Here is an 18,079-nt window from a genome sequence, read left to right as displayed (position 1 = left end):
AGGTCCCCCAATCTCATTGAAACAAATCAATGGAGATCAGAGACCTTTTTTTATTTATACAGCAACTCTTTTCCATATTGCTTTCCAGATAACGTATCAAACTCTAGAAGCTGGTATTGCTTCATGAATTGAATAGCGTCTCGTTTTAAAGAAGAAGTCTCGTGAACAACTTCTCCTTCATCATTTACATAAATTTGCTTACGAAAAGCTGGAATATGTTCTTTCATTTTTGATAAATAGCTATAAAATAGCGTTGGCTGATAGTTTAATTCATCTACAATCATCGGTGCAAAATACATCGGACTAATCACTCCTAATTCTTGCTCCATGTTTAAATCAAAGTTCGCCATGAATAAGAGTGGTGTTTCATAAAATTCTTTTGATTTTTGAAATTCGTCTGTGTTGCCAAAGCCGCCTTCTATATAGCCTTGAAGATTTTTACCTAGAGCAGGTAAATGATCTCCCCAAAATACAACTAGAGTGGGTTCATCAAGTTTTTGTATTTCAGTTTCTAATTTTTTCAGAGCTTCATCGGACTGCTTAATACCTTCAGCATAAATTTCAATTTCGCTTTTTATTTCAGGAGATAAGTTGTCTCCTTCAACAGATATCGTTTTTTCGCCACTATACTTTGTAGTCGGATACGGAAGGTGATTTCCAATCGTCACGGCGTGAATAAACGCTGGTTTATCTGATTTCTTTAACGTATCTAAAACTTGATTAACAACTGAGTCGTCTGAAACAAATCCCTCGTTATCCTTTTCTGTAAAGTCCATTTCATCAATAAATAAACTTTTTTCAAATCCTAGATTTGGATAGACGTTTTGGCGCATGTACATAATACCATTATTTGGATGCATTGCTTCCGTGTAGTAGCCTAATTGATTTAGATAAGAAGCAAACGAAGGATATTCTTTTTTGCTCAAAATGTGTTGAAATGGTAAACCTCCAGGGTTAAATGTATCCATTGAATAGCTTGTCAGTGCTTCAAATTCTACATTAGCTGTTTCCCCACCAAATGCAGGGCTGAGCATGGACCCAGAAGGATACTTCTTCATTAGCTCTTTTGTATGCTCTAATGGATCGTGTGAAAAAGAAAGGTTTAGCTTGGTAGGATCCCAAAAAGATTCATTCATGATAAAGACAATGTTTGGCTTTTTGTCTGCTTTAGAATCACCATTGAATGGCTTTACTTCTTTTTTCATATTCTCGATAACGGTTGTGACGCGTTTTTCAGAGTAATCCTCAGGCTCTTCTAGAATATTTGTCTTGATGTTCGAAATCATGCCAATAACAGGGCCGTTGTAGTAATAATTATTTTGCTGATTCCACGGCATGATGGCTGAATATTTTTCATAGTACTTTGCCGCAAAGGTATCTTCAAAAAACAGAAATGATTTGGAGATAAAAACAATTGGAACAATAAGTATAATACGAATTCTCCAATCAATTTTGAGCTTAGGTGAACGGAACCATAGAACAAGCAAGGCTATTAAGCCAATTACCACGAGTATGGTAGTTGAGAGCGAGATGGAATCTCGAATCATTGGTATAACATCTTTTAGTTGCGTAATTTGAATAAAATCATTAGGGAAGACGGGTTCGTTTCTAAAAATCTTTTTATAGTAATTCGTCAAGGCAAGAATAAAAAACAATAAAATTGAAATTCCACTACCGATATAGACTTCCCCTGCTAAAACAATAACTCCAAAAGTTAATAGAGAAAGAATAAAGGAGCTTAATAAGTAGCGGTCTGTATATTCTTGAATCCACTCAATTGATTTACCAGGTTGATGTAAATCAATATGATAGATAAGAAACAGAAGGGCACCTACTAAACCAATAAAGATTGCAAGTGAAAATGCAGAAGCAAGGTGATAAAGTTTGGATTCGGCAAACTTTGTAACTAGCTCTTTTTTGGCTAGCCCCCAAAAAGTTAGATAGCTTAATATTAAAGAAATAAAACTAACAAGTACGATAAAAGATGCTGTGTGGATTTGCGCCCAATCAAAAGCGAGATTAAAGTCGCCTGTAGATAAAGTTATTGTTATCCCATACAAAAATATGGTTAGGAATAGGTAAAAGATAAAGGTAGGTAAAAACTGAATGATGCGTTGATACATAAAGCATTCCCCCAAAAAAATAATAGCTTTACAATCTTAACATAAATTTAATACTTTTGAAGGGAAAATGTTTTGGAAGGATAGATCAAAGGTAAATAACAAAAGACGGTTTTACCTGTAAAGGTTATAAAAAGCCGTTAAAGGATGGAGACCTCTAACGGCTTTAATTTAATCTAATGTATTTGATTTATAAAAGTGTATACAAGCAAGGTATGCCGCTGTTACAGCAAAATAAATAGTTACAGCGGGTGCCGTAAAGACGTGACCAGCAACAAACGCAATACCTAGCGCCAGTACAACAGATGTGCTATACATCATAAATGACTCATTCCAAAGCTGTGAAGGTTCGCTAATGAATCGTTTTACTACGTATAGAGCAATAATTAGAAGAGGTAAAATCCACAGGATAAACCCGATAATACCAAGTGAGAAGAAAAGGTCATAAAAGTCCATTTCAATCATCTTTGGTGGTTGTTCTTCTGTGTAATTCCCTGCATATCCCATTCCTAAAAGCTTACGAGCGATAGGAGCCTCTTTATACTGTTCCTTATGGTGAGCTAAAAAGTCTTCACGACTACTTAAGATTAAGTTTTCAATATCGCTATTGTCTAACTTTTGTCGCTTTTTCTTTTTCTTGTCAGTAGTACTTTCATCTTCAGGCTGTTGTGGCTGCTGTTCTTTCTTTTTATTTTCTAGTAAATCGATATGCGCATATGTGTTTGTAAAAGCAGGAGAAATAGGAGTTGTTACTCCAACTACTATTAATAAAAGAATCGAGATAATTAAATTAGACTTCACTGCGCGTTGCTTTGTTGCAAATAGTTTCATTACTAATACAACAAATGCAACACCTAACGATAAAATGACAGCTCCTAGCCCTACTTTTGTTCCAATCATAATTGAAGATATGGCAAGCAAGATAAATGGAATCCAAAAGTAAAATTGCTTTAAGGACTGCGTTTTCTTTAATCCAAATAAAAGTGTTAAAGGTAACAGTAGCGCAACGATTGCTCCAAGTTCGTTAGCAGCATAAAACCAGCCTTTGAATCCGGTTTTATTATATTGATAACTCTCTAGGGCTGTTCCTGTAAGCATGGTTACAATGAACACAATGCTGATAATAAGAGAAGCAATCAATAAGTTTTTGTTGAGAGCTTTTGAAACATTTACAGATTGGCGATACATTGTAAAGACTACAATAGCACCTAAGAGCGTTACGTTCATATAAACAACTTTATTAAAGAACTTTATTTCCTGAGCTAAGTAATAAGGATCTTTCCATTGACTGTTAAAGTAAATGTTAACACCCAGGAATAATGCAAAAACAATTAAATAGAGAATTGAATATTTGGCCCACTTGGACTTTTTAAAAAATACCAGTAAAATGATCCCCACAAATACCATATATAAGAACCGGATGATTACACCGATTGAAAGAGGACTTTCTACATTTAAAATCATATATGTTGTTAGCATATCAATAATTGGCTGTATTGAAATAAAACCAACAAACAGAAAAAATAACCAGTATGCGTTCTTCATATAGTAATCTCCTGTTTTAGTAAATTTAACGTTTTCGTTTGCGTAAAACCATCATAATTCCATCTACTTTAAATATAAACGTCGATATTAAGTATACTAAACCTCCCACTAAGCATACAACCGTAAATCGAACCAGAACATGTAAATCGTTTACAAACTGTATATCTTTTAGGATGTACATAGCGATCATAACGGGGATGCTAGCTACTAAAATTTTTGTGGTTTCCGTTAGTAAATAGCGGAAGTGGAAACCATTTATAAGACGGTTTAGCATAATGAATACAATGGCAGTATAGAAAAAACCTACAACAGACATTGAAAGTGCAAGACCTTGGTAACCTAAAAATTGCGTAAATGTTAGGTTGAAAATGATATTCAGCAGGATTGATAGTAGCCCGATGCGCATAATAACATGACCTTTTCCTAATGAATAAAAACCTTTTGCTAAAATTGCTTGTAGTGAATAAAAGAATACGGATCCAAAGTAATAATAGGATGCATCAGTGGTTTTTAAAGTAGAATTAGCGTCAAATGCACCGCGTTCATAAGCAATTTGAACAATATCTTTCATATAAAAGCTCATAATGACAAGTGTTGGAACAAGTAACATCAACATAAATGTTAACCCTTTTTCGATACCTGTTTTGAAACGTTCTTCATTTTTATCGTTAAGAGCTTTTACAATCAGTGGGTAGATAATTGTCGCAACGGTAACACCAAAGATGGCTTGAGGAATACTAACAAGTCGAAACGCATAGTTCAAGTAAGAAATAACACCTTCTCCAAATGCCCCTGCAAAAAAGAAATTGACTGTTAAATTGATCTGTCCCACCATAATGGTAACCCCAACAGGTATAAAGACTTTATAGAAGATTTTAACTTCTTCTCTATCTATCTTCTGCTTCCATAGCAGCAAGTTTTTTGGCTTAAAGTACACAACTTTAATGAGAAACGAAGCAAAAGTCCCTAAGAGATACCCTAATGCAATTGCGTATCCACCCATTACACCCTGAAGTAAAATGGTGCTTAGGATGGTAAACAACACAACAACTGTTTGAGAGAATACGGAGAAGGAATATTGACTGTTAGCATCAAATACACCTTCGTATACCGCGTTTACCCCTACCAAAGAAAGAGACAAAAAATATAGAATTGCGGTATAGATACCAATATCAATCGCTGCTTTAGAAAAGTTAGGGTAACTAGCAGGAAAGTAAAAGAATGCTGCTATTGATCCTATAATAGAAATGGCTAAGCAAATGAAAAACGTAGATTTTACGATGTTTGTAAGATGAGATTTCCCTTTTCCTTCTTTCTCATAGCTCAAGTAGCTGGGGATAAAAGCATCTTTCATTCCCGTAAGCATAAATAAAATAAATGCATTTGGAATAATCATCGCTGCGTTATATGCATCTACGATATAGCTTGTACCGAAGAAGTTAGCGATTACTAAATCTCGAATCATACTGGAAAACTTTAAAAATAAGGTTGAAACAAGTAATAAAATACTTGCAATCTTTAAGCTTTTCATAAATTCAAACTCCTGCCTTTTTGCTGTTTAGCTATTAGCAATAATAAAACAACCAATAATGATAAGAGCACATCCAATCATTTGTTTGACAGTTACTTTTTCTTTTAACAAAAAGTAGCCAAATAATAGTGTCCATACATAAGTAATAGATGTTAACGGAAAAACAACCGAGTAGGGTAACAATGTTAAAACATATACGTTTAAAAGTGCTGATATTCCGTAGAACGAGCCTCCACCTATCAAATAGATAATAGCCATTTTCTTATTTTTAGCGCTCAAAGCTGTAGAAATCTGTTTGAAAAAGACAGCTCCAACTGAACCTAGAAGAGTCATAATGAGTAAAATCGGTATACTAATCATCGTGGCCACCTACCAATAGAACCCCAATAATAATAACTGCTGTACCAATCACTTTTATAAAGCTAACAGCTTCATTTAATAAAAAGAAGCCTAGTGCAATACTAATGACATATCCTAAGCTTAAGAAGGGATGAAGGAGCGAAACTCTTTCATATTTAAACGCTAAAATCATAAAAATAGCTCCACAACCGTAGAGTAAGAAGCCAATAATTAACATAATGTTGAATGAACCGTTGGACAACTTCCAAAGAAGCTGTCCAATGGCTGTAAACATTGAGGCAATAATAATTAAGAAAATGCCTAATTTTCTATTGTATTGTACGTTATTTGTCAAAGTTGACCCCTCTCTTCTTCACCTTTTCTAACAAAAGCTAATCCGACAAAGAAGAAGCTGACAAATACGCTTGCTAGTAAGTAGCGAAAGTCTTGTGCAGGTAACGCTGCTAGTACTGATAGCGTATTTAATAGCCATGGAAATAAAACAATGGAAGACGTGATTCCTTTTCTTGCAATGAAGAAAAGAGAAAACAGTAAGATAACGCAGTGATAAAAAGCAGGCTTCCATAAGAAAAATAAAGAAGGACTTTTAAAGACTTCCAAATATGCTTTTGCTGTGTTTGTAATCAACGGTGAAACTACGGTATTTTCAAGTCCAAATTTATTTCCGTAATATACGTTTGTTACATACGTGTCGGTATAGCCATCTTCAAAGGGTGTTGTTTGCCATACTAATGCCGTTTGTTTTAGAAATCCTTCCATTGCTAGATAAGGATTCTTCATAACAATACTGATGTAATTTTTGAAATATAAACCAAGGTCTTGAAAAATAAATTCCCGGTCGTAATATTCCCACGTGAATTTAATGGGATCACTTTTATATGGATTGTATTTTTCTTTCCAAAGTTCAATTGGGAGAACGTTGTTAAAGTATTCACGCTCAGCTTTAGACATCTCCCCATCATTAACAATAATATTAGCAATTTGTTGCGTCGGAATCGATAGCGCTTCGTTGGGATCCGAAGGTTTAACATCTAACCAGTTAAAGACAGGACCTGTGATAATTTTTTGTAAAATAAAAATGACTAAAAATAAAGGAACCAAACGCTTCCAGTATTTTCTGAACAATACGATTAAACATAAGAATGTAATGATAAAAACAGGAAATCCATTATGTCTAAAAAAGGCTACACCGAATGATGATAAAAGCAGCATAAAGATTCCATATTTAGACTGAATAAATGCTCCGTTTGATAAATACACTCTTGCAATATTTACCGTGAAAAATAGCAAAAACGCGCTGTATAGAATGTCTTTCCAGATAATAATGGAAAAGATTAAAAAGCTTGGTATTAATAATACAAGTAATGTTAGAATTCCTAAAACAATAGGTGGAACTTGCTTTTTAATGAGAAAGTGAAACGTGTATACATAAATACTAGACACGACTAGAATTTGAACAATCGTAATCATTCCAGGGTGATCCCATATTTGAGTTAGTATCATAATTAACCAAGTAATCATAATCGGATGCCAGTCATTAAATTCACGAGTGTGTGCTTGTTCCCACTGAGCCAGAGAATCAGGCGTCATTCCACCTGGGAAAAAGGCTAGCCAATAAAAGGCGCTCATACCTAAAATACAAATTCCGATAATCCATTTATATTTTTTTGAATAACTGACAGACGAATCTGGATTAAAATGTGCTTTAAAGGTTGTTACACAAGCAATTACAAATCCCAGTGCAATCACCCATCTTCCAAGAATATAAAGAATAAAGCTGAAGATAGTGGATGCTGTCATATGCAAGTTACTTAATAAAGAAAACTGTATGATAAAGCTAACTGCTACGATTAGGAGCCATTGTATTGATGTAAATGAAGCATAAGCTCTATTTTTATAAATAAAAATAGAGCTTATGCCTACTAATACTAACAACATGAAAACAGAGGGAAAACTTATCCCGTCAGGGGCTCCAATAAAAATACCTATCAGTGGAAAAGCAGTCGCTATTAAATAAAGAATAGGTTTTTTATTCACGGTGATTACTCCCTTATTTGTTCAATCTTCTTATTTAATTCTAGTTCATATTGCTTTCGGTTTAACGATGCAATTGTATCTAGGATAAGTCCAGAAACAAACGATAGTACACCAAGCAGGATTAAGCCCGTTGCTAGGATTGATGAAGGAACCTTTGTAATAAAGCCTGTTTTGAAAAATTCATAAATAACAGGTGTTCCTACCGCTAATCCAGCTACTAAGAATAGTAGAGTCCAAAGTGAGAAGAACTGTAACGGCTTGTACTCCTTGAATAGAGTAAAAATCATTTTAAGTACTTTGTATCCATCAGAGAAGGTGTTAAGCTTTGATTCACTACCTTCTGGACGGTCACGATAATCGATTGGAATTTCTTTTAAGCGGAAGCGCTTGTCCAGAGCATGTAAGCTCATTTCTGTCTCAATTTCAAAACCAGGACTCATAACAGGAATAGACTTCACAAACAGCTTGTCGTAAGCTCGGTAACCTGTCATGATATCCGTGATGTTGCTTTTATATAGATTATTAATCAGTGAGCGAACTAGGTTATTTCCAAAGTTATGGAATGGACGTTTATTTTCTTCAAAATACGTACCGTTTGAAAGGCGGTCACCAATCGTCATATTTGCTTCTTTGTTTCTGATAGGTTCAATGAGCTGATGAACAAACTCAGCTGGGTAAGTGTCATCACCATCAACCATTACATAACAATCAGCATCTATATCTTGGAACATCGATCGAACCACGTTCCCTTTTCCTTGCTTTAATTCTTTCTTAACAATAGCCCCGTGAGCAAGTGCAATTTCACTCGTTTTGTCTTTTGAATTGTTATCATAGACGTAAATATCAGCTTCGGGTAACTCTTTTTTAAAGTCATCAATTACTTTTCCAATTGTTACTTCTTCATTGTAACAAGGAATTAAAACTGCAATTTTCATCCTTACACCTCATTAAAGAAAATTGTTGGTAGTTGCTGAGAAATCTCATCTACACTGTATAATTTGGCTGTGTTCACAGCATGTAACGACATGTTTTCTTTCTGTTCTGCAGATGATTCCATGAAAAGGCGCAATTTCTCCTTTAGCTCTCCTGCTTGACCAGGTTCAAAGAAAAGACCGTTTTTTCCATCTATAATGTAGTCCTTAAGTCCGCCGATACGGCTACCAATTACAGGAGCACCACAGGCCATTGCTTCTAAGCCAACTAGACCTAGGCTTTCTCCTTTCCGAATCGTCGGAAACACAAATGCATCAATGACATTATAAACATGGGCTAAAGAGGATTGTGGAAGCAAAGGAAAGTGAATAATTTTATCTTTTAAATTTAATTCTCGAACCATTTGCTTAAATTTTGGTTCATCCTTTCCACTACCAACATAAATGTATTTATAATCCGTAGGGTGTTCAGCTTCTAACTGGGCAATGGCTTGTAGATAAAATTCCCAACCTTTACCGACATCAATACGGCTTACACACCCAATATAGCGTTGTTTTTCACTTAAATTTAACTCTTTATAAGCCTTTTCTTTAGTAGAAAATGAATAAAATAATTTAAAATTAACGCCTCCGCTAGGAAATACGTAAATAGGCGTTGTAACTCCATATTTCTCCTGAACTAATTCTTTGTAGTAAGGAGATGGAGTGATAATTTTATGCGAACGATGTAACAGCTCTTTAACCCTTGGCTGAAATTTTTCTTGTGAAGGCACTTCAGGAACGACGTCTGAACCGTGAACGTTTGTTACAATCTTCACACGTTTATTTAACTTTTTTAAAATAAGCAGGGGTAGAGCATTATGAGAAGCATAATGCACGTAAAGATAGTCATACTTCTTTGTTAGTCCACTTGCTATTATTTTTAAATAATGCGAAGCATATCCAACTAGCTTTCCAAATTTGCCTGTTCGCTTCGTCATGATAGCTTTGTCTACTGAAAAACCATTATCAAGTAATATTTGCTCAGTATTTTTGACAAACACACCATAGCTAGGGAAATCTTTAGATGGATACATATTAGAAATGAGCAAAATTTTCATTTTGATTCTGCACCTATCTTCTTTTGATTTTGTATTTTTACCACGTTGATACATGAATTAAATGTTAGATAAGTAAATAAAAGGAATATTAATTCTTGTATTAACAACAACACATTATAGCATATTTATATTTTTAAATGTCAAAGTATTATACAAACAGCAAAGATTTAATCAAGGTTCATGTTATTATCATGTGCATTAACCATAATTCCATGTGAAAAGCTGCTGAAGTCTAGACTCCAACAGCTTTTTTAACTTGACTATGTTAATATGACTTCTACGCCAAAATGATCTGAAACAACAGGTTTATTGTTGCCATTAAAAATAACTTGAGATTGGGCTACTTTGAAAGGATCGCTCGTTAGGATTAAATCAATACGAAGCTTTTCTTTATTTTCATCCCAGCCTGCAATTTTACCTTCAACCGTAACACCTTCATCTTTTTTTAGAGCCAGGTCATAGGTATCATATAAAGGATGCTTTTTCATGTAATCGTATCCTTCGTTTCGAATAAAAGCATTATTGTTAAAGTCACCTAACAAGAAAAAGGGATGATCTTTTTTTACGGAAGTCCACAGAGAGTCAAACTGGTCTTTAAACGGTTCCTTATCATCTTCCCACCAACCTAGATGACAGGAGTAAAATGATAGCAGTTCGTCGTTATAAGAAATTGTTGCTCCCACTACTCTTCTTGTTTTCCAATCATTCACATCAGATGTTTTTGAAATGAAGAAAGAATGTTCTTCAACAATAGGGTGTTTTGTCAAAATCGCTAAACCTTCTTCGTACACTTCGTATCCCATGTGAGCAATATCCCAAACAAGCTCATAATCATGAACACCTAATTTTTTTAATTCCTGCAATAGGACGTATCCATAATTATCCACTTTGATGTGGTCGTCTACGTAAGCAGCTTCAATGTGCTGGCTAACTTCTTGTAGAGCAATTACATCATATTCTTTTTCTTTAATTACAGAAGCTAGACAAGAAATCTTGTCTAGCTGATTTTCTTCTTGCCAAGAATGGCAATTTAAAGTGAGTAGCTTCATGTTCACGCTCCTAGTAAGTCTTGGATATCGGATTTAAGAACATCAGCTTTTGGACCATAAATGGCTTGCACCCCTTTGTCTTTTACGATTAAGCCTAGAGCGCCATTTTGTTTCCATTCTGCTTCAGTAGCTACAGAGCTAGTATCTTTTACCGTTACGCGAAGGCGAGTCATACAAGCATCAACATCTTCAATGTTTTGTTGACCACCTAATAATTCAATAATAACAGGTGCTAGAGAATCACTTTTTACGTTTGAAGTGCCGCTAGTTGAAGCTTCATCTTCAATGTAGTTTCCGTTACGTCCCGGAGTAGGGAAGTTGAAACGTTTAATCATAAAGTTTGCTACTGCAAAGTTTAATCCAAAGAATACAAGACATGCGATAATAAAGTTCACTAAATCTAACCATAATCCAGCTTTCACAATCATTGGCGTACGTGTAATCAATTCAATAACACCGAATGCGTGAACACGCACATCAATAATATCAACAATGGCAAATGCCATACCTGTCATGATTGCGTATACAACATAAAGAACTGGAGCAGCAAACATGAACATAAATTCGATTGGCTCTGTAACACCAGTTAAGAATACAGCTAGTGCAGCAGAGAAGAACATTGATTTATACTTTCTGCGTTTATCTGCATCAACGTTGCGGTACATTGCAAAAGCAATACCAATTAACGCAGCACAAGATAGAATCATTTGACCAACTTTAAAGCGAGCTGGCGTTACTTCATTTAATAATTGTTGATAGCTAGCTGTGTCACCAGCTGCTAGGAAGTTGTTTAAGTCAGCAATCCAAGCTAACCATAATGGATCTTGACCAGCTACTGTTGAGCCAGCGCCAGAACCTGTTAAAATTTGATACGTTCCACCAAGTTCAGTGTAGTTGATTGGAACCGTTAACATATGATGTAAACCAAAAGGTAATAAAAGACGTTCTAATGCACCAAAAACAAATGGAGCTAAGATTGGCGCTGTGTCACGAGATGTTGCGATCCACTGCCCAAAGCTGTTTAAAGCACCTTGGATGAATGGCCATACAATCGATAAGATAATTGCTGTAACAATTGATCCACCAATTACGACAAATGGTACAAAGCGTTTACCATTAAAGAATGATAAAGCTTCAGGTAACTTATCGTAGTTGTAATACTTGTTAAATAAGTTGGCTCCAAGGAAACCAGCGATAATACCAACAAATACTCCCATGTTTAAAGCAGGAGAACCTAAGATAGATGTAAAGTAATCTTTTACGATAAGTTCTTGTCCAAATAAAGAAGTAATTTTTGCTTCTGGGTCAGCTAACATATCTGCATTAACCCCAAAAATTGCACCAGTAATACGGTTAATTAATACAAAGGCAATCAGCGCAGCAAATGCTCCACCAGCACGTTCTTTTGCCCAAGATCCCCCGATAGCTACAGCGAACAAGATATGGAGGTTTGTGATAATACCCCAACCTATGTCTTCCATAACTCGGGCAATCGTTTGCACAAGTGCCATTTCTCCACCAGTCATACCAACTAGCTTTCCAAGTGAAATCATAATACCTGCAGCTGGCATAACAGCTACAACGACTAATAATGCTTTACCAAACTTCTGCCAAAAATCAAATGAAAAGAATTTCTTCATGACTATTTCCCCTCCCCATTGTATGGGCTTTCAGTATATTGTGTGCGTTTACAGTTATTTTATAGCTGAAACGAATATAAACAGTGCAACCGTTTGCATAAGCTTATTTTAATAAAAGGGCTTTCATAATGCAATACTTTTTTAAAAATAAAAGTAGGAAATTTATTTCAATAATCGATATGATAAAAAAATACATAGTTAAAAAGGGGAGATTTCATATGCAAGTACAGTTTGAAGCGTTTATTTTTGACTTAGATGGTGTAATTGTTGATACAATAAACTTCTACTACCAAGCAAATAAAATGATTGCTGATGAGGCAAATGTTTATTTTACACAAGAATGGAATCAACAAATGCAGGGAATTAGCCGCTATGAGACAGTTAAGCAAATTGTAAGACAAAGTGACAAGGTTTATTCGGAAGAAGAGATACATGCATTAGCAGAAAAGAAAAACCATCATTATCAAGCATTAATTGAAACGTTAGATGAAAAGGCAATCTTACCTGGCGTTTTTCAGTTGATAAAAGAAGCAAAAGCAGCTGAAATCAAGCTTGCAATCGCATCTTCTAGTTCAAACGCGATGTATGTATTGGAAAAAATCGGATTGCGGTCTTATTTTGATAAGGTTGTAACCAGTAGAGACGTAAAGCGTGGGAAGCCAAATCCAGAAATTTTTTTAACAGCAGCAAAAGCAATCGGTATCCATTCTAGAAACTGTGTTGCGATTGAGGACGGAATTGCAGGCTTAACCGCCATTAAGCAAACTGATATGTTTTCCATAGGAGTAGGGTTACACGAAGGAATGGAACAAGCGGATTGGCAAGTGTCTTCTACTCATGAACTAACGTTTGAGAGTGTAAACAAGAAGTTTGTAAACCGTTAATTGATTGAATGTAACGTCATCTATACAAATACTTATTATATTGTTTACATAGAAGTCAAAGACTAGGTAATAAAACATGTTAACCTAAAAATAAAACACAGCAGGGGGAATCAGAATGATTAAATGTGTTGCCACTGATATGGATGGAACATTAGTAAATAGTGAACAACAAATTAGTATAGAGAACAGCGAAGCAATTAAAGCTGCACAGCGTGAAGGTGTGGAAGTTATCGTAGCAACTGGGCGTTCATATGAGGAAGCTTCTTATGTATTAAAAGAAGCTGGTATCGAGACGTTCCTTATTTGTACAAACGGGGCAGAGGTTAGAAATAAAAAAGGTGAGAAGCTAGAAGCTTTTGGAATGACCCTTGATAAAATTAAAGCTGTTGAAGCAATTTTTAACAAGCATGAGCTGTACTTTGAAGTTTATACAAGTGATGGCACATACTCCAATGACTATGATAAAGCACTTTCTGTTGTAATGGATATCTATATGAGTGCTAGCTTAAAAAATCAGTATGATGAATTGCTAAAAGCAGCAAAAAAACGATTTGAAGAAGGAAAAGTAAAATTAATTGATGCGTATGAACCACTATTTCAAGATTCAAGTATCTTAATTTATAAAATGTTGGCTTTTTCATTCGATGATGAGAAGTTAAAACGTGCACGTGAAGAACTAAAATCATTTCATGGCATTGCTGTAAGCTCTTCAGGTAAAGAAAACATTGAAGTGAATAGTGAAGAAGCTCAAAAGGGAATTGCATTAGAGAAATTTGTGAAAAGTCGAGGTATCTCTTTACAAGAGACAATGGCAATCGGGGATAACTATAATGATCTTTCGATGTTTCATAAAGTAGGAATGGCCGTTGCAATGGGCAATGCACCCGAAGAAATAAAGCGTCATGCTCATGTCGTGACAAAAACAAACGATGAACACGGTGTAGCTGAAGCAATTCAAAGCATATTCAAGCCCGTATAAAAAAAGCACGCTTACGCGTGCTTTTAATTTGTTATTAACTCGTTTTTACGGCGATAAGCGCCATGATTTGTTGGCCCTACGTATTGATTTAATGGGAAAGAGTGGCGAATTGCTTCGGTAATAAATTCTTTAGCTGTATAAATAGCTGATTTCACATCATTCCCTTTAGCTAATTCCGCCGTAATTGCTGCAGAATATGTGCAGCCAGCTCCATGAGTAAAAGTCGTTTGAATTAGTTCAGACTCTAACAGTTCGAACGTTTCACCGTCGTATAGAACATCTACAGCCTTATCATGATTTAATTTACTTCCACCTTTAACTAATACAAACTGTGCACCTAAACTATGGATTTCTTTCGCAGCTTTTTTCATTTCTTCAATTGTCTTAATTGATCCAATTCCGCTTAATTGTCCTGCCTCAAATAAGTTTGGAGTAACAACCGTTGCTCTTGGTACTAATACATCGCGTAGACTAACTGCTGTTTCTGGGTGTAGTACTTCATCTTCTCCTTTACAAACCATAACAGGATCAATTACTACATTTTTAAGAGCATGCTCATCAATAGTCTTTGCTGCTAGCTCAATAATTTCGACTGAGCCAAGCATACCTGTTTTAAGAGCTTGCACACCTACCCCTTTTACAATGGTATCTAACTGCTTCTCGACAGTTGATGTTTCCTGTGGAAAAACATTATGTGACCAACCGTTTTCTGGATCCATTGTCACAATTGTAGTAAGAGCAGTCATGCCATAAACACCTAACTCTTGAAATGTTTTTAAATCCGCTTGGATGCCTGCACCACCACTAGTATCTGAACCAGCAATTGTAAGCACTTTATTCATACTCATGGAAAATCCTCCTTCGATCTAAGCTACTTATTTTCTTTTATTCTAGCGCTTTTATAGTAGAGATTCAATTTACAAAATTAAACTTTTTGAATCAAAAATAACTATTCAATGAAAGGTAATAATGTTTTACTAATATATAATTTTTGAGAAAATAGCGAAGTGTGAGAGACGAGGGATGTTTTCTTTAAATAATTTGTTATAAACAACAAAGGTCTCTCTAGATAGAGAGACCTTAATTTATTAAATAGAAGTTAACTCTTTGTTTAAGGCAACTTCAACTGGTACATAATCATAGTCTAAGTCGCGTGCCACTGCTTCATATGTGATTGCGCCATTTGCTACGTTTACACCTAATTTAAGTGCAGGGTTTTCTTGAATTGCTTTATAAGCACCTTTGGATGCAATTTGTAAAGCGTATGGTACAGTTACATTTGTAAGAGCAATTGTAGATGTACGAGGTACTGCACCTGGCATATTTGCAACAGCATAGTGAACTACACCGTGCTTTTCGTACGTTGGTTGATCATGAGTGGTGATATGATCTACTGTTTCTACAATACCACCTTGGTCAATTGCTACGTCAACAATCACAGACCCTGGTTTCATTGTTTGTACCATTTCTTCTGTTACAAGTTTAGGTGCTTTTGCACCTGGAATTAACACAGCACCAATTAATAAGTCCGCTTGAGCAACCGCATCGGCGATGTTATAAGGGTTTGAAACCAGCGTATTGATTTGATTGCCGAAAATATCGTCTAATTGGCGAAGACGTTCAGGGCTTAGGTCAATGATTGTTACATCTGCACCAAGTCCGATTGCTAACTTAGCAGCATTTGTTCCAACAACACCGCCGCCGATAATCGTTACTTTGCCACGACTCACTCCAGGTACGCCAGCTAATAGAATACCTTTACCACCGTTTGATTTTTGTAGGAATTGAGCACCGATTTGAGAAGCCATGCGTCCTGCTACTTCACTCATTGGTGTTAATAACGGTAACGTTCTGTTTACTGCAACTGTTTCATATGCGATAGCTGTGACACCTTTATCTTTAAGCGCTTGTGCTAAAGCAGGCTCCGCAGCTAAGTGTAAATAAGTAAATAAAATTAAACCTGGGCGGAAATAATCATATTCGCTAGGTAGAGGCTCTTTTACTTTCATGACCATTTCAGCTTGAGCCCAAACGTCAGCAGCTAATTCAATGATTTCTGCTCCAGCTTTCATGTAGTCTTCATTCGTAAATCCACTTCCGATTCCTGCTTCAGCTTCTACTAAGACGCGATGACCTGTACCAACAAATGATGCTACTCCTGCAGGCGTAATCGCTACACGGTTTTCGTTGTTTTTAATCTCTTTTGGTACACCAATAATCATAATATGTTTCCTCCCTTAAAATAGACGAAATCTTATTTCTAGGTACAGTATATAAAAAACTTTTTTCTTTTTCTTTGTTAGGAAAAAAGAAATCAATCATATTATTTTGTAAAAATACACAAATGGAAGCGGTTACTATTTAGATTTTTCTGATTATTTGTTAGGTGTTCTGACATAGTTTGAGTCTTTTGGTCTATCTGAAGAAAAGAGCCATTCTTCAGGAAGAATGGCTCTGTTACTTAATTTGATGGAGGATTTTTATACTTTTGTAATTTAATATCTAAATAAAGCGTAATTTTTTGGTTTGTATCCTTTAAGTTAATATCACCAATCTCTGAAATGCGCTTTAAACGATAGCTTAAAGTATTAATGTGAACATTTAATACTTTAGCAGCATCGTTAATGTTATTATCCGAATCTAAAAATACTTCGAGAGTTTCCACTAAGTTACTGTTGTGGCGCAAATCGTACTCGTTTAATTTAGCCAATGAGTAATTTTCAAAGCGATCTTGCGTTCTTTTTTCTAGCAGCACGTCTAAAAATTGATAGATACCTAATTCTTGATAGCCCGCGATATGAGCTGTTTCTTTTGGGAACTTCTTCTTAATGTCCAATACGTTTAGTGCTTCATTGTAGCTTTTGGCGATGTGGTCATAAGAAGAATACATGCTGCTAAAGCTAGATTCAATTTGCTCAATTGAGAATCGTTCCTCCATTGTATCTTTAAAGAATGTTACAAACTCATGCTGATCTTTTAATGGAGCTAAAATTGAATCTAAAGAAAGGAACAAAATTAGATCATTGCAGTCAATTGTATATAGAATAATTTTCAAACGGTGCATGGTTTTTAATAAATAAGAAATTTGACGTTCAGCTTCTGGTGTAATATCTTCCTGAAATCGAAATACTGCAATCGAAAAAGACGTAGGTGGAGTAATTTGCGCATCATAAAAAGCTTGCGTAATATCTTCTTTTGACTCCATGTGTCCTGTGAGTAGCTTCCAAAAAAACTCTTGTGAGCGTTCCTCACGCTTGTACTTGCGAATTTGAAGCTGAAGTAATTTATTGCGAAGTACCGTAGCGGCTTTCTTTAATAGAAGTAACTCTTCTTCATTTAAGGCCTTATCGACTTCTACAGCCCAAATAAAACCTAGCACCTCTTCGTTTTTCCAAATTGAAATAGCTACGCGATTTCCCAATCCAATTTCATTGATATTTTCGACGCGAATAGGGTCATCTGTTTTTAATAATTGAGGAATGATCCCTTCTTTCCACAAGTTATTAATTACTTTCTCTGGTACACGTCGGCCAATTATTGTTGCGATACGGGCTTGATCTGTCCGTTCGTCATGCGTACTATATGCCAAAAGACGGTGGTTAGAATCTTCAATAGTAATTGGGCATTGTAAAACTTCACTAATACGGTCTGCAAACTCTTCAAGCGTGTCAAAGTTTTCCTTAAATGGATCTCGAATCGGTTTGTTCATATTAAATCCCTCTTTAATAAAAATAATTACATATTGATTTATCATAAATCTTTTGATAATCTTTTGACTATTGATTAAAAACATTTTGTGAAAATAGACAAAAACAAATTAGTCTTTTTAATGATTTTAACAAAAAAACTTGTCTAAGAAAATGTTAAAATTATATCAGGGAATCATTTATTAGAGCTTATTT

15 protein-coding genes are annotated in these 18,079 nt (G+C 35.3%); 2 read left to right on the top strand and 13 right to left on the bottom strand.

Features of this window, described 5'->3' with window-relative positions; genetic code table 11:
* Positions 1–50 precede the first annotated feature (50 nt).
* The 10 genes from NIZ91_20845 to NIZ91_20800 all read right to left on the bottom strand — a co-directional run bounded on the left by NIZ91_20845 (position 51) and on the right by NIZ91_20800 (position 12,314).
* Positions 51–2,123 (bottom strand): sulfatase-like hydrolase/transferase, encoded by a 2,073-nt coding sequence (locus NIZ91_20845; GenBank protein USY55117.1) that lies wholly within the window; start codon positions 2,121–2,123, stop codon positions 51–53.
* Positions 2,124–2,291: 168 nt separating this feature from the next.
* A complete protein-coding gene (locus NIZ91_20840) occupies positions 2,292–3,665 on the bottom strand; it encodes an O-antigen ligase family protein (GenBank protein ID USY55116.1) in 1,374 nt (457 codons plus the stop codon).
* A 25-nt stretch (positions 3,666–3,690) separates the two neighbouring features.
* Positions 3,691–5,196, bottom strand: a complete 1,506-nt coding sequence (murJ, locus tag NIZ91_20835; GenBank protein ID USY55115.1) for a murein biosynthesis integral membrane protein MurJ — start codon at positions 5,194–5,196, stop codon at positions 3,691–3,693.
* 27 nt (positions 5,197–5,223) lie between these two features.
* Positions 5,224–5,556 (bottom strand): EamA family transporter, encoded by a 333-nt coding sequence (locus NIZ91_20830; GenBank protein USY55114.1) that lies wholly within the window; start codon positions 5,554–5,556, stop codon positions 5,224–5,226.
* The gene (locus NIZ91_20825; protein ID USY55113.1) at positions 5,549–5,890 is read right to left on the bottom strand and encodes an EamA family transporter; all 342 of its coding nucleotides are present in this window, start codon (positions 5,888–5,890) and stop codon (positions 5,549–5,551) included. Before NIZ91_20825 ends, NIZ91_20830 begins: the two co-directional genes overlap by 8 nt.
* Positions 5,887–7,593 (bottom strand): DUF6020 family protein, encoded by a 1,707-nt coding sequence (locus tag NIZ91_20820; protein USY55112.1) that lies wholly within the window; start codon positions 7,591–7,593, stop codon positions 5,887–5,889. Before NIZ91_20820 ends, NIZ91_20825 begins: the two co-directional genes overlap by 4 nt.
* Before the next feature lie 5 nt (positions 7,594–7,598).
* Positions 7,599–8,528, bottom strand: a complete 930-nt coding sequence (locus tag NIZ91_20815) for a glycosyltransferase family 2 protein (protein ID USY55111.1) — start codon at positions 8,526–8,528, stop codon at positions 7,599–7,601.
* A gap of 2 nt (positions 8,529–8,530) precedes the next feature.
* Positions 8,531–9,625, bottom strand: a complete 1,095-nt coding sequence (locus tag NIZ91_20810) for a glycosyltransferase (protein USY55110.1) — start codon at positions 9,623–9,625, stop codon at positions 8,531–8,533.
* 260 nt (positions 9,626–9,885) lie between these two features.
* Complete coding sequence (locus NIZ91_20805; protein ID USY55109.1) at positions 9,886–10,674, bottom strand: endonuclease/exonuclease/phosphatase family protein; 789 nt, start codon at positions 10,672–10,674, stop codon at positions 9,886–9,888.
* Positions 10,675–10,676: 2 nt separating this feature from the next.
* Positions 10,677–12,314, bottom strand: a complete 1,638-nt coding sequence (locus NIZ91_20800; GenBank protein USY55108.1) for a PTS transporter subunit IIBC — start codon at positions 12,312–12,314, stop codon at positions 10,677–10,679.
* 218 nt (positions 12,315–12,532) lie between these two features.
* On the opposite strand from NIZ91_20800, the gene pgmB reads away from it, so the two are divergent.
* Both pgmB and NIZ91_20790 read left to right on the top strand, forming a co-directional pair.
* Positions 12,533–13,198, top strand: coding sequence for a beta-phosphoglucomutase (gene pgmB, locus NIZ91_20795; protein ID USY55107.1), 666 nt, complete (start codon positions 12,533–12,535; stop codon positions 13,196–13,198).
* 115 nt (positions 13,199–13,313) lie between these two features.
* Positions 13,314–14,177, top strand: a complete 864-nt coding sequence (locus NIZ91_20790; protein USY55106.1) for a Cof-type HAD-IIB family hydrolase — start codon at positions 13,314–13,316, stop codon at positions 14,175–14,177.
* Positions 14,178–14,200: 23 nt separating this feature from the next.
* Here the strand turns inward: NIZ91_20790 and pdxK are convergent, their stop codons facing one another.
* The 3 genes from pdxK to NIZ91_20775 form a co-directional block, all read right to left on the bottom strand.
* Positions 14,201–15,025: a pyridoxine/pyridoxal/pyridoxamine kinase gene (gene pdxK / locus NIZ91_20785; GenBank protein USY55105.1), complete on the bottom strand. Its 825-nt coding sequence runs from the start codon at positions 15,023–15,025 to the stop codon at positions 14,201–14,203.
* A gap of 240 nt (positions 15,026–15,265) precedes the next feature.
* The gene (ald, locus tag NIZ91_20780; GenBank protein ID USY55104.1) at positions 15,266–16,399 is read right to left on the bottom strand and encodes an alanine dehydrogenase; all 1,134 of its coding nucleotides are present in this window, start codon (positions 16,397–16,399) and stop codon (positions 15,266–15,268) included.
* A gap of 239 nt (positions 16,400–16,638) precedes the next feature.
* Complete coding sequence (locus NIZ91_20775; protein ID USY55103.1) at positions 16,639–17,886, bottom strand: helix-turn-helix domain-containing protein; 1,248 nt, start codon at positions 17,884–17,886, stop codon at positions 16,639–16,641.
* Between the last annotated feature and the right edge of the window lie 193 nt (positions 17,887–18,079).

Origin of the sequence: Bacillus sp. 1780r2a1 (assembly GCA_024134725.1) — a bacterium.
Taxonomy (GTDB): domain Bacteria; phylum Bacillota; class Bacilli; order Bacillales; family Bacillaceae_H; genus Priestia; species Priestia aryabhattai_A.
Note: the sequence above shows the minus strand (reverse complement) of the source record. Positions and strands in the feature narration are given on the sequence as shown.